Source organism: Amycolatopsis sp. NPDC051758 (assembly GCF_044453095.1).
Lineage (GTDB): Bacteria > Actinomycetota > Actinomycetes > Mycobacteriales > Pseudonocardiaceae > Amycolatopsis.
Map to the genome: position 1 here is coordinate 99,987 of NZ_JBITCJ010000007.1, position 26,419 is coordinate 126,405.

27 protein-coding genes are annotated in these 26,419 nt (G+C 73.0%); 15 read left to right on the plus strand and 12 right to left on the minus strand.

All coding sequences use genetic code 11. The annotated features are described in order from the left end of the window. Positions 1-130: 130 nt before the first annotated feature. From ACIA5G_RS30840 to ACIA5G_RS30855, 4 genes are read left to right on the plus strand one after another with little or no spacing between them, the layout of a single operon-like run. The gene (locus ACIA5G_RS30840; protein WP_395929478.1) at positions 131-2,770 is read left to right on the plus strand and encodes a GNAT family N-acetyltransferase; all 2,640 of its coding nucleotides are present in this window, start codon (positions 131-133) and stop codon (positions 2,768-2,770) included. 14 nt (positions 2,771-2,784) lie between these two features. Then, a complete protein-coding gene (locus tag ACIA5G_RS30845; protein WP_395929480.1) occupies positions 2,785-3,870 on the plus strand; it encodes an acetate/propionate family kinase in 1,086 nt (361 codons plus the stop codon). 3 nt (positions 3,871-3,873) lie between these two features. Continuing rightward, positions 3,874-4,263 carry a hypothetical protein gene (locus ACIA5G_RS30850; protein ID WP_395929482.1) on the plus strand — a complete coding sequence of 130 codons (390 nt, stop codon included), beginning with the start codon at positions 3,874-3,876 and terminating at the stop codon, positions 4,261-4,263. Continuing rightward, complete coding sequence (locus ACIA5G_RS30855) at positions 4,260-4,994, plus strand: hypothetical protein (protein WP_395929484.1); 735 nt, start codon at positions 4,260-4,262, stop codon at positions 4,992-4,994. Before ACIA5G_RS30850 ends, ACIA5G_RS30855 begins: the two co-directional genes overlap by 4 nt. A 27-nt stretch (positions 4,995-5,021) precedes the next feature. Here the strand turns inward: ACIA5G_RS30855 and ACIA5G_RS30860 are convergent, their stop codons facing one another. Beyond that, entirely contained in the window at positions 5,022-5,477 is a 456-nt protein-coding gene (locus ACIA5G_RS30860) for a universal stress protein (protein ID WP_395929486.1), read from the minus strand. Between the two features lie 172 nt (positions 5,478-5,649). Here ACIA5G_RS30860 and ACIA5G_RS30865 point away from each other — a divergent pair, with 172 nt between their 5' ends. The 5 genes from ACIA5G_RS30865 to ACIA5G_RS30885 are packed head-to-tail and all read left to right on the plus strand — an operon-like array spanning position 5,650 to position 12,704. Beyond that, complete coding sequence (locus ACIA5G_RS30865) at positions 5,650-6,630, plus strand: Acg family FMN-binding oxidoreductase (protein WP_395929488.1); 981 nt, start codon at positions 5,650-5,652, stop codon at positions 6,628-6,630. Further along, positions 6,627-8,870: a phosphoenolpyruvate synthase gene (gene ppsA, locus ACIA5G_RS30870; protein WP_395929490.1), complete on the plus strand. Its 2,244-nt coding sequence runs from the start codon at positions 6,627-6,629 to the stop codon at positions 8,868-8,870. Before ACIA5G_RS30865 ends, ppsA begins: the two co-directional genes overlap by 4 nt. Then, positions 8,867-9,775, plus strand: coding sequence for an ATP-binding cassette domain-containing protein (locus tag ACIA5G_RS30875; RefSeq protein WP_395929492.1), 909 nt, complete (start codon positions 8,867-8,869; stop codon positions 9,773-9,775). Before ppsA ends, ACIA5G_RS30875 begins: the two co-directional genes overlap by 4 nt. Next, positions 9,772-11,361, plus strand: a complete 1,590-nt coding sequence (locus tag ACIA5G_RS30880) for an ABC transporter permease (RefSeq protein WP_395929494.1) — start codon at positions 9,772-9,774, stop codon at positions 11,359-11,361. Before ACIA5G_RS30875 ends, ACIA5G_RS30880 begins: the two co-directional genes overlap by 4 nt. A 20-nt stretch (positions 11,362-11,381) precedes the next feature. Beyond that, positions 11,382-12,704, plus strand: a complete 1,323-nt coding sequence (locus tag ACIA5G_RS30885) for an MBL fold metallo-hydrolase (protein WP_395929496.1) — start codon at positions 11,382-11,384, stop codon at positions 12,702-12,704. Here the strand turns inward: ACIA5G_RS30885 and ACIA5G_RS30890 are convergent, their stop codons facing one another. Then, positions 12,705-13,217 (minus strand): DinB family protein, encoded by a 513-nt coding sequence (locus tag ACIA5G_RS30890; RefSeq protein ID WP_395929498.1) that lies wholly within the window; start codon positions 13,215-13,217, stop codon positions 12,705-12,707. It abuts the gene before it with no gap. A 168-nt stretch (positions 13,218-13,385) separates the two neighbouring features. On the opposite strand from ACIA5G_RS30890, the gene ACIA5G_RS30895 reads away from it, so the two are divergent. Then, positions 13,386-14,372 carry an Acg family FMN-binding oxidoreductase gene (locus ACIA5G_RS30895; protein ID WP_395929500.1) on the plus strand — a complete coding sequence of 329 codons (987 nt, stop codon included), beginning with the start codon at positions 13,386-13,388 and terminating at the stop codon, positions 14,370-14,372. A 4-nt stretch (positions 14,373-14,376) separates the two neighbouring features. Here ACIA5G_RS30895 and ACIA5G_RS30900 read toward each other — a convergent pair whose 3' ends face one another. Beyond that, the gene (locus ACIA5G_RS30900; RefSeq protein WP_395929502.1) at positions 14,377-14,778 is read right to left on the minus strand and encodes an HPP family protein; all 402 of its coding nucleotides are present in this window, start codon (positions 14,776-14,778) and stop codon (positions 14,377-14,379) included. A 211-nt stretch (positions 14,779-14,989) separates the two neighbouring features. Here ACIA5G_RS30900 and ACIA5G_RS30905 point away from each other — a divergent pair, with 211 nt between their 5' ends. The 3 genes from ACIA5G_RS30905 to ACIA5G_RS30915 are packed head-to-tail and all read left to right on the plus strand — an operon-like array spanning position 14,990 to position 16,389. Further along, on the plus strand, positions 14,990-15,589 hold the full coding sequence (locus ACIA5G_RS30905) for a hypothetical protein (protein WP_395929504.1): 600 nt from the start codon (positions 14,990-14,992) through the stop codon (positions 15,587-15,589). Between the two features lie 24 nt (positions 15,590-15,613). Next, positions 15,614-16,126: a universal stress protein gene (locus ACIA5G_RS30910; protein ID WP_395929507.1), complete on the plus strand. Its 513-nt coding sequence runs from the start codon at positions 15,614-15,616 to the stop codon at positions 16,124-16,126. A 41-nt stretch (positions 16,127-16,167) separates the two neighbouring features. Next, positions 16,168-16,389, plus strand: a complete 222-nt coding sequence (locus ACIA5G_RS30915) for a hypothetical protein (RefSeq protein WP_395929510.1) — start codon at positions 16,168-16,170, stop codon at positions 16,387-16,389. A gap of 80 nt (positions 16,390-16,469) precedes the next feature. Here ACIA5G_RS30915 and ACIA5G_RS30920 read toward each other — a convergent pair whose 3' ends face one another. The 3 genes from ACIA5G_RS30920 to ACIA5G_RS30930 form a co-directional block, all read right to left on the minus strand. After that, entirely contained in the window at positions 16,470-16,814 is a 345-nt protein-coding gene (locus ACIA5G_RS30920) for a zinc-binding dehydrogenase (RefSeq protein ID WP_395929512.1), read from the minus strand. Then, positions 16,808-17,005, minus strand: a complete 198-nt coding sequence (locus tag ACIA5G_RS30925; RefSeq protein WP_395929514.1) for a hypothetical protein — start codon at positions 17,003-17,005, stop codon at positions 16,808-16,810. Before ACIA5G_RS30925 ends, ACIA5G_RS30920 begins: the two co-directional genes overlap by 7 nt. A 74-nt stretch (positions 17,006-17,079) precedes the next feature. Further along, positions 17,080-17,676, minus strand: a complete 597-nt coding sequence (locus ACIA5G_RS30930; RefSeq protein ID WP_395929516.1) for a DoxX family membrane protein — start codon at positions 17,674-17,676, stop codon at positions 17,080-17,082. Between the two features lie 222 nt (positions 17,677-17,898). Between ACIA5G_RS30930 and ACIA5G_RS30935 the strand changes: the two genes are divergently transcribed. Continuing rightward, positions 17,899-18,807 carry a universal stress protein gene (locus ACIA5G_RS30935; RefSeq protein ID WP_395929518.1) on the plus strand — a complete coding sequence of 303 codons (909 nt, stop codon included), beginning with the start codon at positions 17,899-17,901 and terminating at the stop codon, positions 18,805-18,807. A 40-nt stretch (positions 18,808-18,847) separates the two neighbouring features. Here the strand turns inward: ACIA5G_RS30935 and ACIA5G_RS30940 are convergent, their stop codons facing one another. Together ACIA5G_RS30940 and gap are read right to left on the minus strand one after the other, a co-directional pair. Next, on the minus strand, positions 18,848-19,183 hold the full coding sequence (locus tag ACIA5G_RS30940; protein WP_395929520.1) for a hypothetical protein: 336 nt from the start codon (positions 19,181-19,183) through the stop codon (positions 18,848-18,850). A gap of 130 nt (positions 19,184-19,313) precedes the next feature. Beyond that, positions 19,314-20,327 (minus strand): type I glyceraldehyde-3-phosphate dehydrogenase, encoded by a 1,014-nt coding sequence (gene gap, locus ACIA5G_RS30945; RefSeq protein ID WP_395929523.1) that lies wholly within the window; start codon positions 20,325-20,327, stop codon positions 19,314-19,316. Positions 20,328-20,476: 149 nt separating this feature from the next. On the opposite strand from gap, the gene ACIA5G_RS30950 reads away from it, so the two are divergent. After that, positions 20,477-21,994: a WS/DGAT domain-containing protein gene (locus ACIA5G_RS30950; RefSeq protein WP_395929525.1), complete on the plus strand. Its 1,518-nt coding sequence runs from the start codon at positions 20,477-20,479 to the stop codon at positions 21,992-21,994. On the opposite strand, the gene ACIA5G_RS30955 is transcribed toward ACIA5G_RS30950, so the two are convergent. The 4 genes from ACIA5G_RS30955 to ACIA5G_RS30970 all read right to left on the minus strand — a co-directional run bounded on the left by ACIA5G_RS30955 (position 21,995) and on the right by ACIA5G_RS30970 (position 26,279). Further along, a complete protein-coding gene (locus ACIA5G_RS30955) occupies positions 21,995-23,353 on the minus strand; it encodes a wax ester/triacylglycerol synthase family O-acyltransferase (protein WP_395929527.1) in 1,359 nt (452 codons plus the stop codon). A gap of 113 nt (positions 23,354-23,466) precedes the next feature. Then, entirely contained in the window at positions 23,467-23,706 is a 240-nt protein-coding gene (locus ACIA5G_RS30960) for an SHOCT domain-containing protein (protein ID WP_395929529.1), read from the minus strand. Positions 23,707-23,718: 12 nt separating this feature from the next. After that, entirely contained in the window at positions 23,719-24,729 is a 1,011-nt protein-coding gene (locus ACIA5G_RS30965; protein ID WP_395929531.1) for an Acg family FMN-binding oxidoreductase, read from the minus strand. Beyond that, positions 24,729-26,279, minus strand: a complete 1,551-nt coding sequence (locus ACIA5G_RS30970; RefSeq protein WP_395929533.1) for an AAA family ATPase — start codon at positions 26,277-26,279, stop codon at positions 24,729-24,731. The genes ACIA5G_RS30965 and ACIA5G_RS30970 overlap by 1 nt, the downstream gene beginning before the upstream one ends. Positions 26,280-26,419 lie beyond the last annotated feature (140 nt).

Consider the following 26,419-nt stretch of genomic DNA (forward strand, 5'->3'; position numbering starts at 1 on the left):
ACGATGCCGGTTTCGGAGCACCCGCGTGACAAGCACGTCAAGATCCAGGTCACGAAGAACCAGGTGACGCCCTCAGGTGGGCGCGGCCCCTTGGCCGGCCGCGTCCACCTTCGTTCCGTGAGGAGAAACGATGAGCGTGGAAGCGGGCTCCCGGGCCCTGCTCGCGGACGGCGACGTGGTGCTCGTGCGCCCGTTGCACCCGGCCGACACCGACGAGGTGCTCGCCCTGCACACCCGGCTCACCGAGCAGGACACCTACTTCCGGTTCTTCGGCGCTCGTCCGTCCGCATTGGACAAGCTGGCGGCGGAGATGACGGCCGACCCCGGCCCCGGCCACTACGCCGTGGGCTGTTACCGGCGCGGTGAACTCGTCGGCGTGGCGAACTACGAAGTCCTGAAAGACTCGACCGACGCCGAAGTGGCCCTGGTCGTCGACGCGACCGTGCGCACACAGGGCGTCGCGACCCTGCTGATGGAACACCTGGTCTCACACGCCCGGAAGACGGGGCTGAAACGGCTCGTCGCCGAAGTGCTCGCCGAGAACGCCAAGGTGATCCACGTCTTCGCCGACCTCGGCCTGCGATTCGAAGCCAGCGTCGGCGGCCCCGAACGGGACGTCGTGATGATCCTGGACGAAGACGCCACCTACCTGGACGCCGTGCTGAAGCGCGACTCGGTCGCCGACGCGGCCAGCCTGACCCACCTGTTCAAGCCGTCGTCGATCGCCGTGATCGGCGCGGGACGCCGTCCGGGCTCGGTGGGCCACGCCGTACTGGCCAACCTGGTCGCGTCCGGCTACCCGGGCCCGGTCGAGGTGGTGAACCCGCACGCCGGCGAGATCCTCGGCGTGCCGAGCGTCCCGTCCGTCGCGGCGCTGAGCCGCACCCCCGAACTCGCCGTGGTCTGCCTGCCCGCGCCGGCCGCCGCGGAAGCGGTCGAAGAATGCGGAAGACGCGGCGTCCGCGCGGTCGTCATCATCTCGTCCGGGCTGACCGGCACCGAGGCCGGCGCCCGGGTCCACGCGGCGGTGCGCGAGCACGGCATGCGGCTGGTCGGCCCGAACTGCCTCGGAGTCGTCTCGACCGACCCGGCGTGCCCCTACGACCTGACCTTCCTCGGCAGCCGCGTGAAACCCGGCAACATCGGCGTGGTCACCCAGTCCGGCGGGGTCGGGATCGCGCTGGCGGAGTCGTTGAACGACCTCGGCCTCGGCATGTCGACGCTGGTCTCCACCGGGGACAAGTACGACGTCAGCGGCAACGACCTGCTGATGTGGTGGACCGCCGACCGCCGCACCGAGATCGCCGTGCTCTACCTCGAATCCTTCGGCAACCCGCGCAAGTTCAGCCGCCTCGCGCGGCAGCTGGCCCGCACCCGCCCGGTGCTCGCCGTCCGCTCCGGCAGCGGCGACACCGCCCAGCGCGCCGCCGCGTCGCACACGGCCGCCGCCGCGACCCCCGCCGTCACCCGCGACGCGCTGTTCGAGCAGGCCGGGGTCATCGCCGTGGACACCGTCGCCGAGCTGGTCGACGTCATCGCCGGGCTGTCCTGGCAGCTGCTGCCGGGCGGGCCGCGGGTGGCCGTGGTCAGCAACGCCGGCGGCGCCGGGGTGCTGGCCGCCGACGCCTGTGAGCGCGAAGGACTGGTCATGGCGGAGCTGTCCGACGAGACACGGGAACAGCTGGTGAAGCTCCTGCCGTCCGAAGCGGCGGTGCGGAACCCGGTCGACACGACCGCGGCCGTCCCGCCGGCGGTGTTCGCCGACGCGCTGCGCGCCGTGCTCGCCGACGACGGTGTCGACGCGGTGCTCGCCGCGACCGTGCCCACCGCCGTCGGTGATCCCGGCGCGTCGATCGCCGCGGTGCTGCCGCCCGAGTACAAGACCGTTTTCGCGGTCCGGCCCGGGCAGCGCGCCCGCGTCGCGCCGCTCGTCGAGGGCGGCCGCAACGGGGTGACCGCCTGTTACGACGACCCGGCCGCGGCCGCCGCGGTGCTGGCCCGGCTGGTCCGCTACGAGCAGTGGCTGAACCGGCCCGAGGCCGGCGAAGCCCTTGTCCCGCTGGAAGATCCCGGCGCGCTGCGGGCGTTCGCCGCCGGCCGCGAAGGGTGGCTGCCGCCCCGGGACGCGGTCGAACTGCTGCGCCTGGCCGAGATCCCGATGGTGGAGACCCGGTACGTCGAAGCCGGCGATTCGGTGGCGGCCGCCACCGCCGACCTGGACTCGCCGGTCGTGCTGAAGGCCGACGCCGACGGGCTGCTGCACAAGACCGCGGGCGGGGGCGTGCTCCTGAACGTGCACGGCGCCGACCGGATCCTCGAGGCGTTCCGCACCCTGCGGTCCCGCTTCGGCTCCGCCCTGCGCGGGGTCACCGTGCAGCCGATGGCCGAACCCGGCCGGGAGTTCCTGGTCGGGGTGCGCTCGGACCCGGTGTTCGGGCCACTGGTCGTGTTCGGGCTCGGCGGGGTCGACACGGACCTGATCGCCGACCGCGCGGCCCGGCTCGCCCCGCTCACCGGCGCCGACGCCGACCTGCTGCTCGACGGCCTGCGCGCGTCGAAAGCGCTCTGGTCGCCGGGCCGGCTCGACCGGGGTGCCGTGCGGGAGCTGCTCCTGAAGGTCAGCCGCCTGGCCGAGCTGGTGCCCGAACTCACCGAACTGGACCTCAACCCGGTGCGCGCGCACTCCGACGGATGCGTGGCGCTCGACGTCCGCGCCCGGTTGGAGCGTCCTGCGGCAGCCGACCCGTTCCTGCGCCGCCTGCGCGACTGAAACCGGAGGAAGCCGTGCGTGTCCTGACCCTGAACCCGGGCTCGTCGAGCATGAAGGTGTCACTGGTCGCCGACGGCGCCGGCGTCGGCTGGGCGGCGTGGGACACGACCGACCCGGCCGCGGTCACCCAGGCGATCCGCCGGTGGTCCGACGTCGACGCGGTCGCCGTCCGGTTCGTCCACGGCGGTTCGCAGAAGGCACCGGCGCGGGTCGACGACGCCCTGCTCGCGAACCTCGAGCGGCTGACGTCGCTGGCGCCGAACCACCAGCCGCAGTCCCTGTCGGTGACCCGCGAGGTCCGGCGGCTGCTGCCGGACGTCCCGGTGGTGGCGTGCTTCGACACCGCGTTCCACGCGCGGATGCCCGAAGCCGCGGCCCGCTACCCGCTGCCGCGGGCGTGGACCGCGCAGAACCGCCTGCGCCGCTACGGTTTCCACGGCCTGTCGTGCCAGCACGCCCTGCACCGCACCGGCGAGCTGCTCGGCCGGGCGACGGAGGACCTGCAGCTCGTCTGCGCCCACGTGGGTGCCGGGGTGTCGGTGACCGCGATCCGCGACGGCCACGGTGTCGACACGAGCATGGGGTTCACCCCGCTCGAAGGCGCCATGATGGCCACCCGGTCCGGTTCGGTCGACCCGGGCCTGCTGCTGCACGTCATGCAGACGGTGCCGATGAGCGCGGCCGAGATGGCCGACGCGCTGTTCCACCGCTCCGGGCTGGCCGGGATGACGGGCACCAACGGCGACCTGCGCCGGATGCTGGCCGCCGCGGCGCACGGCGAACCGGACGCCGAGGTCGCCCTCGACGTCTACCGGCACCGGCTCCACCGGGAGATCGGCGCGGCCGCGACGAGCCTGTCGCGGCTGGACGCGGTGGTCTTCACGGGCGGGGTGGCCGAATACCAGCCCGGCTTGATCACGTCCGTCGTCGGCGGGCTCGCCGTCCTCGGACTGCGCGCCGGCGACGTCCCGCACACCGACGTCGACCGGATCGTCACCGCGGCGGACTCGCCGGTGCCCGCCCTGATCGTCCTGCCCCGGGAAGACCTGGAGCTGGCCCGCGGCGCCGAAGAGGCGCTCGCCCGAGTGACCGTGAGGTGAGTCATGCACGTTCTGCTGACCGAAGCTTCCTTCGGGGACGCCGAGTTCCTGGTCCAGCCGTTGCGCGACACCGGGTGCCTGGTCAGCCGGTGCCACAGCCGCGCCGGGCTCTGCCGCGCCCTCGCGCCCGGTGGCCGGTGCCCGCTCGACGAGCCGTTCGCCCAGCCGGACCTGGTCGTGGACGTCCGTGGCCAGGGTGCCGAACTGACCGCCCGCGAGTTCGGCGTCGTCTGCGCGATCCGGGACAACGTGCCGGTCGCGCTGGTCTCCCCGGATCCGGACGTGCGGGCCGAAATCCCGCCGGGCCTGGAGAACCGCGTCACCGTGATCGATGTCGAGGGCCTGCTGGCCACTTGCCGTGCCGCGTCGAGACACGTCAGCGTCGCCGGATGATCTCGCCGCCGTTCCGGTGGGACCGGTCGTCGCGGACCGTCCTCGGCGACGCCCTCGTCCGGCTCGGCCCGAACCGCTGCGTCGCGGAGGTCCGGCCGGACGAGGTCGTGCTGACCGAGCCGCCCGCCCGGCGTGAGCGGGCCGGGGCGGCCGCGCTGCTGGAATGCGGCGCGGTGTTGTCGACGATCTGGACGGTGGTGCGCGTGCTGGGCCGCGAACCGGTGGTGACCTTCCCGCAGGATCCGGCTCGCCCCGACGTCGCGGCCGTCGTCCGGGTCGGCGGCCCGCGCAGTCCGTCCAGCAGCGAATGGGCCCGCTACGCGGCACTGCGCAAACTGCACGAGCCGGCCGCGACCAGGTTGCGGCCGGTCAGCCTCGCCGTGCTGGGCGCCCTGGCCGGCGACGACTTCTGGCCGGAGACCGACGTCCGGATCGTCCGCCCGGAATGGACACCGACGCTCAAGCGGCTCGGCGCCGACCTCACCGGGCAGTCCCCCCTCCTGATCACCACCCCCGGCGACACCCGCCGCCACCACGTCCTGGCCGGCGCCGCACTGCACGCGACCCGGCTGGCCGCGGCGGTCCGCAGCTTCAGCTCCCAGGTCGTTTCATTGCCGTTCCAAGCCTCCGCGGAACGGGACCGGTACCTCGACGAGTCGCTGCTGCCCGGTTTTCCGCAGGGCCTGTTGCTCGTCGGACTGGACATCCCGAAGCGAAGGAAGGCGGGATGAATCGGTGCTTCCTGCGAAGCCGGGTGATCAGGCCGGCGCGAGCCGATGCGCTGCTTCCGGGGTGATGACCACCACCGGGCACCGCGAAAAGCGCACGCACTCCCGGCCGACGCTGCCCAGCACCAGATCGGACACGGCCCCGCCGCGGTGGGTGCCGAGCACCAGCAGGTCCGCGTCCGCCGAGGCCGTCACCAGTTCGGTCGCCGGGTCGCCGTGAACCGTGCGGGTCTCCAGCGACGCCGGGGTGTCGAGCGTCAGCTTGGCGACGTGCTCGTCCAGCGAGTAGCCGGCTTCCGGCACGCGGCCGTGGGGGTGGATGGCGAACGACGTCCCGGGCAGCAGCGTGTCGCGGGGCCGGACGAGGATCGCGCGGACCGTGTCTCCGGTGTGCGCGCCGGCTTCCAGCGCCCACTGCAGTGCCGCGTCGCCGCGGGGCGAGCCGTCCATGCCGACGACGATCACACGACCGGTACGCGAAACCATGGCGAGCCTCTCTTCCTCATCGATGTCACCGCGATCGTGCGCTGCGGCCGACAGCGCCGGTAGGGGCCGAATTACGCCGAGGCAGAGGACTTTGTGCTCCGGTGCCCGTACCCACCGCGGACCCACGATGACTTCGGCGGAGCGCTCGACTCCGCCTACGGGAGTGACCGCGATGACCGCCGCAGCACCGGCAGCCCTGACCTCCGAACAGATCGGCGTGCTCGCCCGCGCGGTGAGCCGCGCGCCTTCGGTGCACAACAGCCAGCCGTGGCAGCTGCTCGTCCGCGGCACCGAGGTGGACCTGCTCGAGCGCCGGGACGTCCAGCTGCGCCGGCACGACCCGGCCGGCCGCGACCGGCTGCTGTCCTGCGGCGCCGCCGTCACCAACCTGGAGCTCGCGGTGCGCGTCCTCGGCCGGGACTGCCACGTCGGGTTCCGGGACGACGACGTCGTCGCCACCGTGACGATCGGCCGCCCGCGGACACCCTCCCCCCGCGATTTCGCGCTGTACCAAGCGATCAACCGCCGACGCAGTCACCGGCGCCGCTTCCACCACAACCGGGTGCCGGCCGCCGTCCACTCCGCGGTGGTCGTGGCGGGCGAGACGACCGGCGTCCACCTCGTGGTGCCCGGCCGGCTGGACAAGCTGGCCGAGCTGCTCGGCTTCGCCACGCGCGTTCTCCGCGAGGACCGCGGTTACCAGCGCGAGCTGGCGCTGTGGACCGCGCACACCCACGGCTGGGCGGCGACCGGTGACGGCGTCCCCGAGGACGCGCTGAGCCCCGAAGCCCTGCCGGTGGCGGGACTCGTCCGCACCGACACCCCCGTGCCCGACGACGTCGTGCTCACCGAACGGCTGGCCGCGGAAAGCCTGCTGATCGTCTGCACCGACGGCGACGCGCGCACGGACCACCTCGCCGCCGGTGCTGCGCTGCAGCGGCTGTGGCTGACGGCGACGTCGAAGGCACTGGTCGGATCGGTGCTCACCCAGCCGCTGCAGCTGACCGGCCTCCGGGCGCGGCTGGTCTCGGAGCTGGCCCTGCCGGGTGTACCGCAAGCGATCTTCCGTTACGGGTACCCGGCCGTTCCCAGTGCCCCCTCACCACGACTCCCGCTCGGCGAGATGTTCCCACCACCAGGAGGACTCCGATGACCTACGTGCGCGATCTGGCCGAGATCCGGCTCACCGACGACGAGACCGTGGGCGGCAAGGGTGCCAACCTCGGCGAGCTGATCTCCGCGGGCTTCACCGTCCCGGGCGGCTTCGTCATCTCGCGCGACGGCTACTGGGCCGCACTGGAGCACGCGGGTGTCCGCGCCGAGCTGGCCGACCTGCACGCCAAGGCAGTGGCCAATGTGGACGACACGGCGGCACTGGCCGAAGCCTGCGACCGGATGCGCGCCCTCGTCCGCCTCGCCGGGCTCACCGGCGACCTGCGTGCCGAGATCGCCGCGGCCTACCAGGGGATGGGTGGGTCCACGCCGGTCGCGATCCGGTCGTCGGCCACGGGGGAGGACGGCGCCGAGGCCTCCTTCGCCGGGATGAACGCCACCTACACCAACATCTGGGGCGACAACGCGGTGGCCGAGCGCGTCATCGACTGCTGGACGTCGCTGTTCAGCCCGCGCGTGGTCAGCTACCGCGCCAGCCGGGGGTTCAGCGGCGAGCCGGCGATCGCGGTCGTCGTCCAGCGCATGATCCAGTCCGAGCGGTCCGGGGTGATCTTCACCGCCGACCCGCGCACCGGCGACCGTGACCGCGTGGTCGTCGAAGCCGTGTTCGGCCAAGGTGAAGCGATCGTCAGCGGCGCCGTCGAGCCCGACACCTACGTCGTCGGCAAGAAAGACCTGCTGGTCCTCTCGGTCCGGGTGGGCAAGCAGAGCCACAAGATCGTCGCCGAAGCCGGCGGCGGCGACGTCCGGATCGAACTGCCCGGGCCCGCGGGCAGCCGCCGCGTCCTGAGCGACACCGTGGTGCTGGAGCTCGCGCGGATGGCGTCCCGGGTCGAGGAACACTACGCCGTACCGCAGGACATCGAGTTCGCGATCGCCGGCGACGAGATCTTCCTGGTCCAGTCACGCCCGATCACCACGCTGCCGCCGCTGACGGCGGTGACGACCGAAGCGCTCGTCTCCGGGCTCGCCGCGTCGCCGGGCGAGGGCAGCGGCGCGGTGCGTGTCCTGCACGACCCGGCCGAGGCCAAGCACCTGCGCGACGGCGAGGTCCTCGTCGCCCCGATGACCAACCCGGACTGGGTGCCGGCGATGCGCCGGGCCGCCGCCGTGGTCACCGACGGCGGCGGGATGACCTGTCACGCCGCGGTGGTCGCCCGCGAGCTCGGCGTGCCGTGCGTCGTCGGCACCGGCGACGCCACCCGCGTGCTGGCCGATCGCACGCTGGTCACCGTCGACGGCACGAAGGGCGAGGTCCGGGCCGGTGCGACCAAGAAGGCCCCGGCGCGCACCGAAGCGGTCGCCGGCCCGGTGGCGCCGGAAGCCATCGGCACCAAGCTGTACGTCAACCTCGCCATGCCCGACCACGCCGAAGAAGTCGCCGCCCAGGCGGTCGACGGCGTCGGCCTGCTGCGCGCGGAGTTCCTGCTGACCGAGGCTCTGGATGGCCGCCACCCGCGCGACCTGCTCGCCAAGGGTGAAGAACGGTCCTTCGTGGACAAGATGACGGAGTCGCTGCTGAAGATCACCCGGCCGTTCGGGACCCGCCCGGTGGTCTACCGCGCGACCGACCTGCGGACCAACGAGTTCCGCGGCCTGGCCGGCGGCGACGCCTTCGAGCCGGTCGAGAGCAACCCGATGATCGGCTACCGCGGCTGCTACCGGTACGTCCGCGAGCGCGACCTGTTCGCCCTCGAGCTGGAGACCCTCGCGAGGGTCCGCGAGCAGACACCGAACCTGCACCTGATGATCCCGTTCGTGCGCACCAAGTGGGAGCTCGAGGAGTGCCTGGAACTGGTCGACGCCAGCCCGCTCGGGCGGCAGCGCGGGCTGCACCGCTGGATCATGGCCGAGGTCCCGTCGGTCGTGTACTGGCTGGGCGAGTACGCCGGCATGGGCATCGACGGCGTCTCGATCGGCAGCAACGACCTCACCCAGCTGGTGCTCGGCGTCGATCGCGACTCGGCGCAGTGCGCGGAGCTGTTCGACGAGGCCGACCCGGCCGTGCTGGACGCGATCGAGAAGATCGTCCGCATCGCCCGGCAGCACACCATCACCTCGTCGCTGTGCGGCCAGGCGCCGTCGACCAAGCCCGGTTTCGCCGAGCACCTGGTCGGCTTCGGGATCACGTCGATCTCGGTCAACCCGGATGTCCTGGGTGTGTCCCGCGCCGCCATCGCCTCGGCCGAGCGGCGGATCCTGCTGGAGAGCACCCGATGACCAGCGCCATCAGAATCACCGGACTGCGCAAGCGGTTCGGCCGGACGACGGCGCTCGACGGGCTCGACCTGACCGTCGAAACCGGGGAGGTGCACGGGTTCCTCGGCCCGAACGGCGCCGGGAAGACCACCACGCTGCGGGTGCTGCTGGGCCTGCTGCACGCCGACGCCGGTGAGCTGCGGCTGCTCGGCGGCGATCCGTGGCGGGACGCCGTGGCGCTGCACCGCCGCCTCGCTTACGTGCCGGGCGAGGTGTCGTTGTGGCCGAACCTCACCGGCGGTGAGGTCATCGACCTACTCGGGCGGTTGCGCGGCGGCCTGGACCCGGTGCGCCGCAAGCGATACCTGGACCGCTTCGAGCTCGACCCGCGGATCAAGGGCCGCGCGTACTCGAAGGGGAACCGGCAGAAGGTCGCAGTTGTGGCGGCACTTTCCTCGGACGTCGAGCTGCTGCTGCTCGACGAGCCCACCACCGGGCTCGACCCGCTGATGGAGGAGGTCTTCCGGGAGTGCGTCCGCGAGGAGCGCGACCGGGGCCGCACCGTCCTGCTGTCGAGCCACATCCTCTCCGAGGCGGAGGCGCTGTGCGACCGCGTCAGCATCATCCGCGGCGGGCGGCTGGTGGACTCCGGCAGCCTCGACGAACTGCGGCACCTCGCCCGGACCACCATCACCGCGCGGCTTTCCGGCACCGTGGACGGCCTGGCGCACCTGCCGGGGGTGCACGACTTCACCGCCGAGGGCGACCAGGTGCGGCTCACGGTCGACAACACCGAGCTGGCGCCGGTGCTCGGCCTGCTGAGCCACGGCGGGGTCCGGAACCTGACCAGCAACCCGCCGACCCTGGAAGAGCTGTTCCTGCGCCACTACCGCACCGGCGCGGACCGGACGGCGGTGCCGGCATGAGCTCGCTGACCGGCACCGGCACCCTGGTCCGGCTGGCGCTGCGCCGGGACCGGGTCCGCCTGCCGGTCTGGGCCGCGGTGTGCACCGCGGTGGCGGCATCTTCGGCCGCGGCGACCGCGGCGGTCTACCCGGCCACCGGAGACCAGCAGGCCGCGGCCGACAGCATCAACTCGGTCCCGGCCCTGGTCGCGCTCTACGGCCCGGTGTACGAACCGACGCTGGGCGCGACGTCGGTGTTCAAGCTGACCGCGTTCGGCGCGGCCCTGATCGGGTTGCTGATGATCTTCACCGCGGTCCGGCACACCCGGGCCGAGGAGGAGGCCGGCCGGCGGGAGCTGCTCGGCTCCGCGGTGGTCGGCCGGTTCGCGGGCCTGGTGGCGGGCGTCGTCGTCACGTCGGTCTCGAGCCTGGTCCTCGGCCTCTGCAGCGGGCTGGGGCTCGCGGCGGCGGGGCTGCCGGTGGCCGGATCGCTGGCGTTCGGCCTCGGCTGGGCGGCCGCCGGTCTCGTCTTCGGCGCGGTCGCCGCGGTGACCGCCCAGCTGACCAAGAGCGCGAGAGCCGCCTCGGGCCTCGCCGTCGTCGCACTGCTCGCGGCGTACTTCCTGCGGGCGGTGGGTGACTCCGCCGGCCCGCGCCGGCTGTCGTGGGCGTCGCCGATCGGGTGGACCCAGCAGGTCCGGCCGTATGCCGGTGACGTGTGGTGGGTCCTGGCCGTCCCGCTGCTCGTCACCGCCGCGCTGCTCGGCGTGGCGGTCGCGCTCGCCCGCGTGCGCGACATCAACGCCGGGCTGCTGCCGGATCGTGCGGGCGCGGCGCACGCCGAGCGCTCCCTGCGCGGCGCGTGGGGCCTGGCGTGGCGCCTCAACCGGGCGAACCTGGCCGCCTGGCTGGCCGGGTACGTCCTGATCGGCCTGGTCCTCGGTGGTCTCGCGGGCAACGTCGGGAAGATGCTCGACAGCGACGGTGCCCGGGCGCTGATCACCGCACTCGGCGGGGAACAGGCTCTCGAGAACGCGTTCCTCGCGGCCGAGTTCTCGATGGCGGGAGTGATCACCGCGGCCTACGCAATCACTGTCCTGATCCACCTGCGGGGCGAGGAGCGGGCGCTGCGCGTCGAGCCCCTGCTGGCCACCGCGCTCGACCGCCGGCGCCTGCTGGCGGGGTACCTCCTGCTCGCGGTGGCCGCACCGGTGGTGCTGCTCACGGCGCTCGGGCTCACCGCCGGGCTGGCGTACGGGATCCGCACCGGCTCGCCCGGCGCCGAGGCGGTCCGGCTGGTCGGCGCGGCACTGGCCCAGCTGCCCGCGGTCTGGGTGCTCGCCGGGCTCGTGACGGCGCTGTTCGGCTTCATCGCGCGGGCGGTCACCCTGGCCTGGGTCGCGCTGACGACGTTCCTGCTGCTGGGCGAGTTCGGGGTGCTGCTGAAACTCGACCAGTGGGTGCTCGACCTGTCGCCGTTCACTCACTTGCCGAAGCTGCCCGGCGCCGCCGTGCACCCGGCCCCGTTGCTCTGGCTCGTCGCACTGGGCGGCGCGCTGGTCGTGGCAGGGGTGACCGGGTTCCGCCGGCGGGACGTCGCGGCTTGACACCACGAAGGGACGAGCAGATGTCCGAGGGATCCCGCGCGGCCGGCCCCGGTCCGGCGCTGACGTTCCTCGGCGGCGTGGGTTGTGCCCGGTACCTGCTTGAGACCCCGGGGGCGAACCTGCTGGTCGGGTGCGGACTGTTCGCCGGGCCGGATGCCTTGTGGCGCCGCAACTTCTCACCCGGCCCCGGCGAACTGCACACAGCCGACGCGGTGATCCTGCCGAGCGCCGGTCTCGGGCACACGGGGTTCCTGCCGCAGCTGGTCGCCGAAGGCTGGCGCGGACCGGTGTTCGCGACGCCCGGGACCGCCGAGCTGCTCCCGGTCGTACTGGGCGACGCCGCGAAACAGTTCGAGGAAGACGTGGACCGGTGGTGCCCGCCCGGCCCGGCCGTCCCGCCGTTCCGGACCGAGGACGTCACCCGGGCGCTCGCCCTGGTACAGCCGGTCGAGTTCGGCACGCTCCGGCAGCTCGACGGCGCGGAACTCGAATTCGGCCGCGTCGGCGGAGGGCTCGGGGCGGCTTGGGTGCGGATCCACGCGGGTGGCCGCTCGGTCGTGTTCGCGGGACCGCTGGGCGCGGCCGGCCATCCGCTGCTGTGCCCACCGGACCCGCGGCCCCGCTCGGACGTCCTGGTGCTCGCCGCTCCCCAGCAACCCGGCGACCGCCACCTGCCCGGGCGGTTCGCCGCGGCGGTGCACCGCGCGGTCCGGCGGGGTGGGAGCGTTGTCGTCCCCGCGGCCGCGGGGGGCGCCGAGCTGCTGCTGACGATGGTGCGGGATCTCATGGACGCCCAGGAGATCCCGCGGCTGCCGGTCCTGCTGGACAGCCCGGCGGGCTCGGCCGGGATCGAGGTCCACCACCGGGCGGTGACCGAGCGGTGGCACGAGCTGCGCCGGGACGGCCGGGTGAGTGAGCCCGGCGGGCTGTCCGGGCCGGTTCCGGACCGGCCGTCGATCATCGTGGCCGGGCTGGAGACGGCGGACTCGGGGCGAGTGCTGCGGCACCTCGCCGCCTTGCTGCCGGATCAGCGCAACGGCGTCGTCCTGCTGGGAGACCCGCCGCCAGGGACGCGCGCCGCGCAGCTCGCGGACGGCGGCCGGCACCTCAAGATCCACGGGCGCTACGTGCCGGTCCGGGCCGAGGTGACCGCGTTGGGCGGCACCGGCGAGTTCGCCGGCCCGGCGGAGGTGCTGGCGTGGGCGACCGCAACACCGGCGCCGGAGACGGCCTTCGTCGTCGAGGGCGAGCCGGAGCCGTCGCACGCACTGGCGAAGGCGCTGCACGCCGAGGCGGGGTGGTGCGCGGTCGTCCCGGAGGAAGGAGAACGCGTGCTGTGCTGACTACTGGTCGAGGGTGAGCTGTTCGAGGTGGAAGGCGAAGTGCCGGGCCGGGTAGCGGTAGACGTCGGCCAATGTCATGTACGGCCGGAAGAAGGGGTCCCACCGGGTCGGGTAGTGCATCCCGCGAGCGAGGTCGGCTTCGCCGGCCTGGTCGAGGCTGCGGTGGAGTGAGGCGATGATGCGGTCGAGCCAGGCGGCCGCGAACCGCGGGCCGATCAGGCCGCCGCCGCACGACCCGAGGTAGTTGATCACGTGGAACGGCGGGGTGGCCGCGTTCAGCACGGCGGCGAACCCGCGGCTCACGAGGTCCGGCAGCCGGCCGAAGACGCGGATCAGCACCAGCAGGGCACGCACGATCTGGTAGCCGAACACGAGGTGGAACACCAGCTGCCGGTTGGTCCACCGGGTGCCCCGCGACCGGCGCCGCAGATCGGCGGCCGTCGCGGCGCCCACCAGCTCGTGGAGGGTGGCGCGGTCGCGCTCCCACTGCTCGTGCACTGCTCGCCGGTCCATGGTTCGGCCTCCGCTCGCGCCGCTCGAGCATCCCACCGGCCGGCTGAAACCGGTCTCAGCACGGGAGGTCTTTGGTCCTTCGGGGACGTGACGCGAGGCCGTCGCGGGGGAGCGGCGCCGCCGGTGATGCTGGGTGGGTTCGTCCCCCAGGAAACCCGGAGCCCGACGATGAGCCGACCCCTGCCCGACGTGTTCGACCAGGCCCTCGCCTCGGCCGTGCGCGCGCCCTCGCCGCACAACACCCAGCCCTGGCGGTTCGTCGTCGAGCACGACGTGATCGAGGTGTGGCTGGACCGCGAGCGGCTGCTCACCGTGGCGGACCCGCACGCGCGGGAGGCGCGGCTCGCCTGTGGTGCGGCCGCCTTCAACCTGGTCATCTGCCTGCGGGCCAACGGGCTCGCCGCGACCGTGCGGATGCTGCCCGACCGGACCCGGCCCGACCTGGCCGTGGTGATCCGGCTCGACGGCAACCAGAAGGCCACCGCCCTTGAGCGCAAGCTCGCCGAAGCCGTCTTCCGCCGGCACACCAACCGCCGTCCGCTGCTGGACAAGGAAGTTCCGCCCGCACTGCGCGCGGCACTGAAATCCGCGGCGCTGAGCGAGGGCGGGCAGATCGAGTACCTCGACGCTTCCGGCCGGTACACGACGGTGGCTTCGCTGGTCCGGCAGGCCGAGGCGCTGCAGGCCGGCGACCTCGACTTCGCGGCGGAAGCCGCGTTCTGGACTCATCGCGAGCTCGACAGTCCCGACGGCGTCCCGAAGATCGCGTCCGGACCGCCCCCGCACAGCCACGGGATCGTCTCGCTGCGGGCGTCGCACGAAAACCAGGACCTGCCTTCCCGGGAGTACGAGCAGGAACCGTTGCTCGGCGCGCTGCTGACCCGGGACAAGGGGCCGCACGCGGAAGTCCGCGCCGGCATGGCGATGCAGCGGGTGCTGCTCACCGCGACCGCCGAGGGCCTGGCGACGTCGTTCCTGTCCCAGCCGTTCGAAACGCCGCGGACGCGGGAGTCGCTCGACCGGCTCTTCGCCGGGCTCGGGCAGCCGCACACCCTGCTGCGCATCGGTTACGGCTACCCGACCCGGCTGACGGGCCGGCGGCCGGTGGCGGACGTCCTGACCCAGCGCACCGGCCCGGACGTCCCGGCGAGCTGACGCCTCACGCGTGCCCGGCCGTGGCGCGCAGCACGTCCTGGAAGGTCAGCATGCCGACCACGTGCCCGCCTTCGACGACCGGCGCCGAGCGCACCCCGGCGTCGGTCATCAGCCGTGCCAGCTCACGCACCGCGGTGTCGGCCGACACGGCCACCCCCGACTGGCGCATGAGCGAGCCTGCCGTGCGAGGGCCGCCGTCGAGCATCACGCCGGAGTCCGGGTCGCCCGCCGGAGCCGGGGCGCGCAGGATGTCGGCTTCGGACACCAGGCCGAGCAGCCGCCCGTCCGTACCGACCACCGGCATCGTGGTGAACCCGTGCCGGGTCATCATCTCGGCGGCCTCCGCGAGCGTCGCGGACGGCGTCAAGGCGAACGTCGGCGTGGTCATGATCTCGCGTGCGCGCATGGTCCGGGCTCCGTTTCGGTGGGATTTTCCCGACCATGGCCGGTGATCTCCCGGCAGCACAGGGTCCTAAGTCCTCAGCGCACTGTCGGAGGGCCTCCGAAGCGGGGTGGATCGGTCCCGGCGTACCGGGGCCCAAGGCCTCTTCGGAGCGAGGGACAAATCGATGATCCTGGTCCTACCCAGGGTTTCCGGTGCGGAGAGGGCAGGAATCATGAGCACGTCGTCGAACCCGGTCGCGCGGATGTGGCGCACCGTCCTGCCCGGCCGCGGTTCGGTGGCGCGGGCCTCGGACCGCTTCCAGGCCGGCCTGCTGGTCCTCACGGTGCTGCTCGCGCTCGCCGCGCTGCCGGTCGCCGCCAGCTTCGGCTCGGAAACGTATGTCCGGCAACAGACCCAGTCCGCGCAGGAACTGAGCGAGCGCACCCGGGTCGGTGCGACCCTGCTCGCCGACGGACCGGCCATCACGGTGCACTCGCGGGCAGGTGTCGCCGGAAGTGGCGAACCGACCGAAGCGACGTGGCTGCTCCCGGACGGGACCCGCCGCGTCGGCAAGGTCCTGGCCGACCAGGGCGCGCTCAAGGGCGAGACGCTGACGATCTGGGTGGATCACGACGGCAGCCCGGCGGACCCGCCGCTCAGCGGCGCGGGTGTCGTCATCGACGCCGTCGTCATCGGGCTGGGCCTGTGGCTGGCCGCGCTGGCGCTGCTCGCGGCCGGCTACCGGCTCACGGTGTTCTCCCTCGACCGCTTCCGCCTCGCCCAGTGGCAGCAGGAGTGGCTCCAGGAGCAGGACCGCAAGACCCATTCCTGACAACGAAGAGAAGGTGAAACTCCCATGACCACGGCAAACCAGGGCGACATCGTCGTCGGCGTGGACCATTCGGCGGTCAGCGTGGCCGCCCTGCGCTGGGCGGTGTCGGAAGCGGCGGTGAGCGGCCGTCAGGTCGTCGCACTGCGCGCGTGGACGTTCGAGCCAGCCTACGACCTCGGCGCGGCGGTCGCCGGATCGCCGCAGACGGTCGCGGACCAGGAACGGCATGAGCTCGACGAGGTCGTCGGCGAGGTGCGGGCCGAGCACCCGGGCGTCGCGGTCCGGGCCGAGCTGGTCGAGCACTCGGCCACGGTGGCGCTCGAGGAGGCGTCCAAGACGGCGGCGATGCTCGTGCTCGGCAGCCACGGCCGCGGCCGGCTGCTGAAGCTGCTCGTCGGCTCGGTCGCTGAGCACTGCCTGCGGGAGGCGAGCTGCCCCGTGGTGGTGATCCCGACGCGGACCGTTCCGGAGCCGGAGAAGGAAACCGCCCCGGCGGGCGAGTCCGTGGCCACGTACTACCCCGGGCCACTGCTGTGAAGGAGATCGTGATGCCCGGTCATCGCAAGGTGGGTTCGGTCATGACGACCGACGTCGCCACCGACGAGGACGGCCGGGTGCTCGGTGTCGTGTCGCAGGGCGATCTGCTCGAGCACGAGGCGCCGCACGGCCTGCTCAAGTCCGGTTCACGACAGGCGAAGCGGAAGGCCGGCGCGGTGTTGTGGAGGTGCGGCAGACCCTCAAGGGCCGCTTCGACGACCGGGGTGTCTCCGCGGAGCCGCCCGGCCCGTCCGGTGTGCTGAGCGGCAAGCGTCCGGTGTTCTGAGCACGCCGGACGAACCGGCCACCGTCCCTTCCGGACGGTGGCCGTTTCGTGTGGTGGTCAGCCGCGGAACAGCGCGACCCTGGCGTGCTGGACGTGTCGACCAGCCCGGTGGTGACGGTGACGTTCTTGATCGACAGCTCCTCGAGGTGCAGGGGCGCCGTGCACGCCGACGTTCGCGACGTGCCCGCCCGGGCGGACCAGCTTCGTGCACAGCTCGAACGTCTCCGGGATGCCGACCGCCTCGATCACCACGTCCGCGCCGAGCCCGCCGCTGGCCTCGGCGACCGCGGCCGCGGCCTCGCCGGGCTGCACGGAAACGTCGACGCCGAAGGACTTCGCCGCGTCGAGGCGCGCCGGTTCCTTGTCAACGACGATGATCGGGCCGGCCCCGACGATCACCACGGTGTCACCGGGTTTGACGCCGCCGTTGCGGACGCCGACCTCGTAGGACGTCGGCACAGGATGTGCAGGTCGGTGCCGCAGATGGTGACCGCGTCGATCCGCACGATCGCGTCGGTCGGCGCGGTGAGCACGGGCTCGGCGTGGTCGGTCCAGCTGCGCCGGCCGGGGCCGTCGTACACGAGTGCCTTCATTTCTTCTCCTTCGTCGCCGGGACAACGGAAAAGGGCGCCCGCCGGCCGGCGGGCGCCCGTGGAACCGATCGCGCTCAGCGCAGCCACTGGCGGTCGCCGACGGCGTCCGCCCAGCGACGGCCGAGTCCCCACGTGTGGCCGGCCGAAGCGGCGGCCAGCGCGATGAGGATCAGCGCGTAGATGATGTGGTAGTCGATGATCGGGTTGGTGGAGTGCGTCGCCTCGCCGGTGCTCATGCTCTGCGCGAACGGCCATTCGGCTGCCCACATCATGAGCATCATCAGCGAGCCGGCGATCGCGCTCAGCCGCAGCCCGATCCCGGCGATCACGGCGACGCCGATGGCGCCCAGGCCGAGCATGAACAGCCAGTCGGCCCACCAGGTGCCCGCCCAGGAGTGGAACATCGACTCGAACGGCCCGACGTGAACGCTGCTCAGGAAGCCCTTGGTCGGCGAACCGCCGCTGATCCAGGCGCCCTTCGCCGGGGTGGCGTACCCCAGGCCGAACAGCTTGTCCAGGAACGCCCACAGGAACACGAAGCCGGTGACGATCCGCAGGATCGCCAAGGACTTCCCGGCGATCGTGGATTCGGCGAGGAAACCGGCGACCGGCGCCGGTTCGGTGACCCGGTGGCCCGAGGTGGTCTTCTTCTCTTCCGGTCGGATGGACATGGGGAAACCTCCGTTCTTTTCGGTACTGCGGTCAGTTTCTGCCGGTCCCGCGGGAGTTTCTGGGGCCGAAGGTCCCCGGCCGGGAGGCCCTTGGGCGCCGGTTCACGAGGACCGGGTGCGAACGGACCAAAGTCCTCACGAACCAGGGCGGAAGCCTCACGCCGGGAGCGGGCTTCCTCCGGTTGACTTCGCGCGCAAGCATTGCGGCGAAAGGGGAAACGGATGACCGGCTCGGCTTCAGCGCTGGTGGTCGGCGTCGACGGTTCGGTGGACGCGCTGACGGCGGTCCGCTGGGCGGCGCGCGCCGCGCGTGAGCGGCACCTCGGCCTTCGCCTGGTCCACGCCCTCCCCGAACTACCCGCGCCGTACCCGCGGGGCGACCCGACGTTCGAGCAGGTCCGGCAGGCGGTCGGCGCGCGCGGGGAGCGCGTGCTCGCCGAAGCCCTCGACGAGGCCACCAGGGCCGTGCCCGGCGTCGAGGTGACGACGTCGCTCCGGTCCGAACGGCCCGCCGACGCGCTGCTCGCCGAGGCGAAGGGGGCGGCGATGCTGGTGCTCGGCACGCCGGGCCTGCGGCGGCTCGGCCGGGTCCTGGTCGGGTCGGTTTCGGTCGCGCTGGCCGCGCACGCGCCGTGCCCGGTCACCTTGATCCGCCCGCACGCCGGGGACGACGAACCGCCCACCGAGGGTCCGGTCGTCGTCGGCGTCGACGGGACACCCGCGGGGGACGAAGCCATCGCAGCCGGGTTCGAAGAAGCGTCGTGGCGGGGCGCCCCGCTCATCGCGGTGCACTGCTGGCACGAAGCGTTCCTGTCCGCGGTGTTCGAAGAAGGCCGGTGGACGATGGACAGCTCGGCGATGGAAGCACACGAACACGAGCTGCTGGCCCAGCGGCTGGCCGGCTGGCCGGAGAAGTACCCGGACGTCGTGGTCGACCGCGTCGTGCAGGCCGGGCGGCCGGCCGAATGCCTGCTCGACCTCGCCGACCGGGCGCAGCTGCTGGTCGTCGGCAGCCGCGGCCGGGGCGGCTTCCGCGGCCTGGCCCTCGGCTCGACGAGCCAGGCCCTGATGTCCTACGCGCTCTGCCCGGTGCTGGTCGCCCGCGGCGGTGTGCGCCCGCAGGAGAAATAGCGCACCGGTCCGGCGAAGTCCACCACGATCAGCAGGGCCGTCAGTGGAGCGCGACGGTGAGGAGCACGACGACATCGCCGAGCGCGGTGAGCCCGTGGCGCTCCGGCGGGATGGTCGCCAAGTGCCCGCGCTGGAGTGTCCATTCCTCGCTGTGGCTGTGCAGCCGCACGGTGCCCGAGACGACGTAGAGCGTGGCGGCCGGCGGTGAGTCGTGCTCGGCCAGTTCCGCGCCGTCGGAGAGGGCGATCAGGGTGGCGCGCTGCGAAGTCCCGGACACCAGCGTCCGAGCGGCGCGCCGGGAAGCGTGGCTGCGTGCCTCGGCGAGCAGGTCCGGCGCGAGCGCGTCGATCGAGGTGACAGCGGGGTGACCGGTCATCGTATGCACTTCCGTCCTCGGCTGACAGTGCCGCCTTCGCGGCCACGGTAGCCGAGAACGCGCCGAACAGGACTGTTCAGGACGGGTGCCCGCCGGGCGGCATCACCGGCGGGCACCCGAGGCTGCTTTGTCATGCGAGCGAGCGCCCGATCAGCTCCACGAGCTCGACGGTGCGGGTCGCGTAGGCCCATTCGTTGTCGTACCAGCCGAACACCTTCGCCAGGTGCGAGTCGGCCTTCGTCAGCTGGGAGTCGAACACGCACGACGCCGGGTCGCCGATGATGTCGCGGGACACGACCGGCGCCTCGGTGTAGCGCAGGATGCCCTTGAGGTCGCCGTCGGAGGCTTCGGCGAACGCGTGGTTGACCTGCTCCGCCGTCACCGGACGCTCGAGCTCGACCGTCAGGTCGGTCAGCGAGCCGTCCTCGACCGGGACGCGCACCGCGACGCCGTCGAGCTTGCCGGCCAGCTCCGGGATCACCAGCCCGATCGCCTTGGCCGCACCGGTGCTGGTGGGCACCATGTTGACCGCCGCGGAGCGGGCGCGGCGAGGGTCCTTGTGGGGCCGGTCCAGCAGCGCCTGGTCACCGGTGTAGCTGTGGATCGTGGTGAGCAGCCCGCGCCGGATGCCGAACGCGGAGTGCAGCACCTTCACCATCGGCGCGAGGCAGTTCGTCGTGCACGAGGCGTTCGAGATGATGTGGTGCTTCGCGGGGTCGTAGTCGCTCTCGTTGACCCCGAGCACGATCGTCGTGTCGACGTCCTTGCCGGGTGCGGAGATCACGACCTTCTTCGCGCCCGCGGCCAGGTGCACGCCGGCGGCTTCCCGGGTGCGGAACCTGCCGGTCGACTCGACGACGACGTCCACGCCGTACTCACCCCAGGGCAGCTCCGCCGGGTCGGCCTTCGCGGTCACCTGGATCAGGTGGTCGCCGACGCGCAGCGCTTCGCCGTCGACGATCTCGACCGGCATGCGCAGCCGGCCGTAGGTGGAGTCGTGGGCGAGCAGGTGCGCCAGCATCTCCGGCGACGTGATGTCGTTGACCGCGACCACCTCGATCGGGCTGTCCGGGGTTTCCAGCACGCACCGGAGGATGTCGCGCCCGATCCGGCCGAAGCCGTTGATCCCGAGCCGTACCGTCATCTGCTTCTCCCTGTCGTCGTCTGCTCCTGTTGATGGTCTGCACCGCGCTCCCTGCCTCGTAGGGCCCTTGGTCCTCGCAGGTCGGGCAGAACGGCAGCTTCGTCGTGCGAGCGGAAGGGGTTACCTGAGAACCGAAAGGGAGTGTGACGATGACGCGGAAACTGGTCGGACCGCATCGGCGGATGCCGGCGCAGGACAGCCTGTGGCTGCACCTGGACCGGCCGGAGAACCTGATGCTCGTCACGTCCGTGCTGTGGACCAGCACGCCGGTGGACGCGGCGCGGCTACGGTCGCTCGTGTCGGACCGGCTGCTCGCGCGGTACCCGGTGTACCTGCAGCGAGCCGTGCGTCACGACGGCCCGGCGCGCTCGATCACCTGGGAGACCGATCCCGGCTTCGACCTCGGCAAGCACCTGGTCGAGCAGGATCTCCCCGCGCCCGCCGACCAGGCGGCACTGGAGGAGTTCGTCGCCGCCCGCCGGAGCACCCCGCTCGACCCCGGTCGTCCACTGTGGACCATCGACCTGCTGCAGGGCTACCGCGGCGGTAGCGCGCTCGTCTGCCGCACGCACCACGCGATGGCCGACGGGATCCGGCTGACGCAGGTGCTGTTCAGCCTCCTCGACCCGGCCGACGGTGACGGTGGCGTTCCGCACGCGAAGGTCGGCGGCGCCGCGCCGCACCGGGAAGCCGTGGCCCAGCCGGTGGTCCGCCTGGGCGCCGCCGCGCTCCGGGTGCTCGGCGACACCGGGGCGGGCCTCCAGCGGCAGGCGGCCCGCGTGCACCCCGTGCTGGAGACCGCCGTGTCACTACCGGTCCTCGGCGCGACGGCGGCCGTGGGCGCCACGGGCGCCGTCGCCGGATTCCTGGCCGCCGCGCTGGACGGCGGCCCCCGCCACGTCGTCGACACGGTCGCCGGCGCGGCGACGACGGTCTGGCACAGCGCCACCGGAACCGCGGACCTGCTCGGGCCGTCCACCGCCACGGGGCTGTGGGACGGCGAGCCGGGGACCGAGAAGACCGCCGCCTGGGGCGAGCCGGTCCCACTGGCCGACCTGGCCCGGATCGGCCACGAGACCGGGACGACGGTCAACGACGTCTGCACCGCGCTCGTCGCGGGCGCGCTCGACCGGTACTTCGCCGCCCACGGCACCACTCGCCCCGAGCCGTCCGACCTGGGCTGGCTGATCCCGGTCAGCCTGTCCTCGTTCGACGGCGAGCTGCCCGCCACCCTGGGCAACCACTTCTCGCTCGTGCTGGCCCAGCTGCCGCTCGGGCGCCGCACGTTCGCCGAGCGCCTCGCCGAGGTGCACCGCCGGGTCGCCCGGATCCGCGACTCCTACGAGCCGGTGCTGACGTTCGGGGTGCAGTACGCGATCGCCCAGAGCCCGGCGCCGCTGGGCCTGGCGATGAGCCGGTTCTTCGCGGGCAAGGCCGTCGGAGTGCTGACCAACGTGCCCGGCCCGCGCGCACCGATGACGCTGGCCGGCGCGGAGGTCGAGGGTATCGTCGGCTGGGCGCCGTGCAGCGGACGCCAGGCGATCACGATCTGCGTGTTCAGCTACGCCGGGCAGGTCCGGTTCGGCTTCGGCACGGACCGGAAGCTGATCCCGGACCCGGCGGCGCTGGTCGCGGGGCTGGCCGCGGAGTTCGCTGCGGTCCGGTGACTACCGGACCGTGGCGCGCAGGGCCTCGACTTCCCTCCCGATCGCCTTGGCGAGCACGTCGATCTCCGGGACCGTGTCGGCGTCGGAGGTGATCCCGAACGTGACCCGCCCGGCGTAGCTGAGCATTGCCACCCCGGTCCGCACCCGCAGCGCGATCGGGACGTACGGATAGATCTCGACGATCGGCCGCCCCAGTGCGGACAGCGGTTCGGCCGGGCCGCGCACGTTGGTCGTCACCGTGACGATGTTGCGCTGCGGCAGGTGCGCCGCAGCCCGGATCGCCCAGGCGATCGGCGCGAACGGTTCGTGCGCGGCCGCCGTGGTCACCAGCGCGCCGGCGTCGGCCTCCTTGGCCGCTTTGAGGGTGCCCAAGCGGCGGTGGGTCCGGAGGAGGCGCTGCACCGGGTCGGCCAGGTCGACCGGCAGCAGCGGCAGCAGGAGCGAAACCTCGTTGTCCACCGCGGTCCCGGTCCGCACGGACACCGGCACCAGGGACCGCACGCTGTCCGCCGCCGGAGTTTCCCCTTGGTGCAGCAGCAGTTCGCGGAACCCGCCGGCGACGGCGGCCAGCAGGACGTCGTTCACCGTGACCTCGTGCGCCTTGGCGACGGCCTTGACGTCGGCCAGCGCCACCGACGCGGTGGCGTACCGGCGGTCGCGGCCGAGCGGTCCGGTCAGCGGGGTCGGCGACGCCGGCAGCAACGCCGAAGTCAGCGCGGCGAGACCGCGGGCGGCGGTGCTCACGCGGCGGGCCAGCCGGTTCGGGTGCAGCAGCTCCCGGGCGAGCAGGCGCGTCTGGTCCCACGGGTTCCGCAGCAGCGTTCCGGCCGCGTCCAGCAGCAACCGCGCGGTGCCGGGATCGGGCGCCGCCTCGCTCCGGGCCGGGGCGGGGACGTCGCCGAAGAGGATCGTCTGCAGCCGGGTCGCGGCCAGGCCGTCGGCCAGTGCGTGGTGCAGCTTGGACAGGATCGCCCAGCGCCCGTCCGGCAGGCCTTCGATGACCCAGAACTCCCACAGCGGCCGGTCGCGCTCGAGCCGTTCGCCCATCAGCAGGGCGACCAGTTCGCACAGCGCCGCCTCGTCGTGCGGGGCCGGCAACGCGATCCGGCGGAAGTGCGCGCTCGCGTCGAAGGCCGGGTCGTCGACCCAGGCCGGCGGGCCGAGATCGAACGGCACCGTGCGGATCTTCTGGTGGTAGCGCGGGATCCCGGCGAGCCGCGCCTGCACGGCTTCGACGAACTCGTCTTGGCCGGGCGCGGGTCCTTCGGCGATCGCGACCGAGGCGATGGCGAGCGACGAGCTGGGGTCTTCGTCCTCGATTTCGAGGAAGGCCGCGTCGAGCGGGCTCAGCCGGTCCATGACGTCCTCGGTGGGCGATGGCGACGACCACCCGGCGGACCTGGTCCTGCGGTCCGGCCTGGGTGACGACGCGGAAGGGCAGCTTTGCGCGGCCGCCGGCCGCGAAGGACCGTTCATTCCGTTCGCGTCAGCGCGTCCCGGCGGTGTTCGTACTCTTCCTGGTCGATCTCGCCGCGGGCGAACCGCTCGTCGAGGATCCGCCGGGCGGTGTCACCCGGCGACGGCGGTTGCGGTCCTCGCCGCCCGAGGACAACAGTGAGGGTGACCAGCGCGGCCAGCACCAGCGCCATCAGCACGAGCATGCCGATGCCGCCGGCCCAGCCCATCGTTCCGGGGTAGTGCCAGTACGGCATGACCGTCCCTTTCTAGCGGTTCTGGAAGTGCTTCGGGGGAGCTTCGAGCGGCTGCAGGACGTCCGCGAGGTCGCGGCGCGGGGCCGCGACCAGCGGGTCGGCGTTGGCGGGCGCCCAGCCGATGCGCAGCACCATCTGGGGGAACGAGCCGCCGGTCACGTGCTCGGTGACGGTCTCGCGGACCTCGGGGAGCTCCAGCGGCTCGGTGAGCGGGCACGACGACAGGCCGAAGGCGGTTGCCGTCAGCATCACGGCGCTCGTCGCCTCACCCGCGCGCAGCCGCGACATCCGGTCGTCGGAGGCCGTGCTCAGGACGAGCAACACGGTTTCGTCGTCTTCGGCCTTGGCGTCGGGCGGCTGGGGGAGGAGCGGATCGGCGAAGGCGCGTGTTCGCAGCGCACCCGGGGTGTCGTCCGGCGCCGGGGTGTTGCGGGCCGGGACGCCGTCGGGGGAGAAGTGACGGCCGCTCCAGGCGGCCAGTTCGGTGCGGTAGGCCGGGTCGGACTGGTGCCGCAGCCACGCCTCTTCGATGGCGGTCGCCAGGTGGTGGCGCGCCGAGTTCTCCGCCGCCTGCAGCACGGTGCCCTCCAGCGCGGCGGCCCTGGCCATCGCTTCGACGTGCCCGCGCGGCACGCTCCACGAGCTGTGCCGGCGCCGGTCGGTGCGGCGGCGGGGGATCGCCGCCGCCATCGCGACCTCGTCCTGCGTCGGCTCGTGCCGGTGCAGCGTGATCGCCGCGAGGTGGTCCGGCTCGTCCGGGTCGGGCAGCCGGTGGACCTCGGACGCCCAGCCGAGCGCGGCGAACCCCACCCGGAGGTGGTGCAGGGCCGCGCCGCAGCTGAGGATCAGGTCCCGGCCGTCCGGGTCGGTTTCGTGCAGCAGCCGGTCCTGGTCGGCGTAGAGGTGCAGCGAGCTGTGCCCGATCCGCCAGTACCACGGCTGGGAGTTGTGCACCGACGGCGCGCGGACGGCCATCGCCACCGCGGTCTTGACGGTGAACTCGTCCGGAAATGCTCGCTCCATCATCGGCCTGCCTCAGGGTCGGGTTCGGCTGTCCGTTCGACCCTCGCACCGGCGGCACCGCCGCCGGGAGGGCCGGAATGCCTCTGGGCGGGGGACTTTGGGTGCCCCGGCGCCAGGTACGCCAGCGCCCGCGCGACCGATTCCGCCGGCGTGCCGGCGGTCGGCAGCGGGTGCGCTTCCGGCCACGGATCGGCGTCCGCGGCCATCCGGTGCGCGATGTCCGGGGTGGCGTCGGAGAGGGTGCTCGTCCGGCGCGTGATCCGTTGTACGGCTGTCTCTTCCGGCACCTGGCAGCGCACGGCGGCGAGCGGGCTGCTCGTCCGTTCGGCGGTCTCGGCGGCGAGTTCGCGGTGCCGGGCGGCGTTCCAGGACGCGTCGAGCACGACGGTCTCGCCGAGCGCGAGCAGTTCCGCGGCGCGGCGCAGGAGGTCCGTGTAGGTCGTGTCGGTGTGGTGGCCGTCGTAGCGGCCTTGCCGGTAACCCTCCGGGGCCCGCGGGACCGGTTCGAGCCCGGCCAGCTCCTTCCGCAGCCGGTCCGATTGCAGCAGCGTCGCGCCGAGCCGGTCGGCCAGTCCACCGGCGACCGTCGACTTCCCGGTGCCCGGTTCCCCGCCGACGAGGATCAGCCGCACCTGCCCCAGCCGGAGGTGCCGCAGCGTGAGCTCGGCGTACTCGCCCGCGAGCGCACCCGCGGCGGGATCACCCTGGGCGTGCCGCAGGCAGGCGACCTTGGCCCGGACGAACGCCCGGTAGGCCAGGTAGTGGTGCACCAGCGCCGGGGGAGCGGGGTCACCGGTGAACTCGCGGTAGCCGGCGAGCAGCTGCTCACCGAGCTCCGGAGCGCCGAGCCGTTCGAGATCCATCACCAGGAAGGCGACGTCGTCGAGGACGTCGATGTGCCGGAGGTGGTCGTCGAACTCCAGGCAGTCCAGCACCCGCGGACCGTCGTCGAGGCAGAAGACGTCGTCGGCCAGCAGGTCGCCGTGGCCATCGACGACGTGGCCGCCGGCGATCCGGTGGTCGAACAGCGCCTCGCGGCCGGCGAGGAAGTCCTCGGCCAGCGCCTCGATCTCAATGGCCGTGGCCGGGTCCAGGACTTCGCCGTGGAAGGGCCGGACCTGGTCGAAGCTGGCGCGCCATCGGTTCCGGACGGCGTCGCGGGTTTCGTCGGCGTCGATCTCCGGGCCGCGTCCGGCCCGGTCGTGGAAGACGGCGAGCTGCCGGGCCAGCTGCCGGATCGTCACGTGCAGTGGCGCACCCCGGCGGACCAGGGTGGACAGGCGGCGGTCCTCGGGCATGCGGCGCATGACGACGAGGTGGTCGCACACGGCGCCGTCCGGCCCGGTGACGTCGGCGACGCCGAGGTAGACGTCGGGCGCCAGCCGCCGGTTCAGCTCCACCTCCCGGTGGCACACCCGTTCCCGGGTCTCGCGGGCGGAGAAGTCGAGGAAGCCGAGGTCGACCGGCTTCTTCAGCTTGTAGGCGAGGTCTCCGACGAGGAAGACCGCGCCGATGTGGGTTTCGTGCACATCGGCCCAGGGCGTGTTCATACCCTTGAGGATCGGTGCCCGGCGCGCGCCGGCGAAGGGTGTTAGGTCACCGGCTCGCCGCCGGAAGTCCCGGGCCGGGGACCAAAGTCACCACGAAGCGGGACCGCGGGGAGGGTCCTGCGCGGCCGGCGGCGCACACC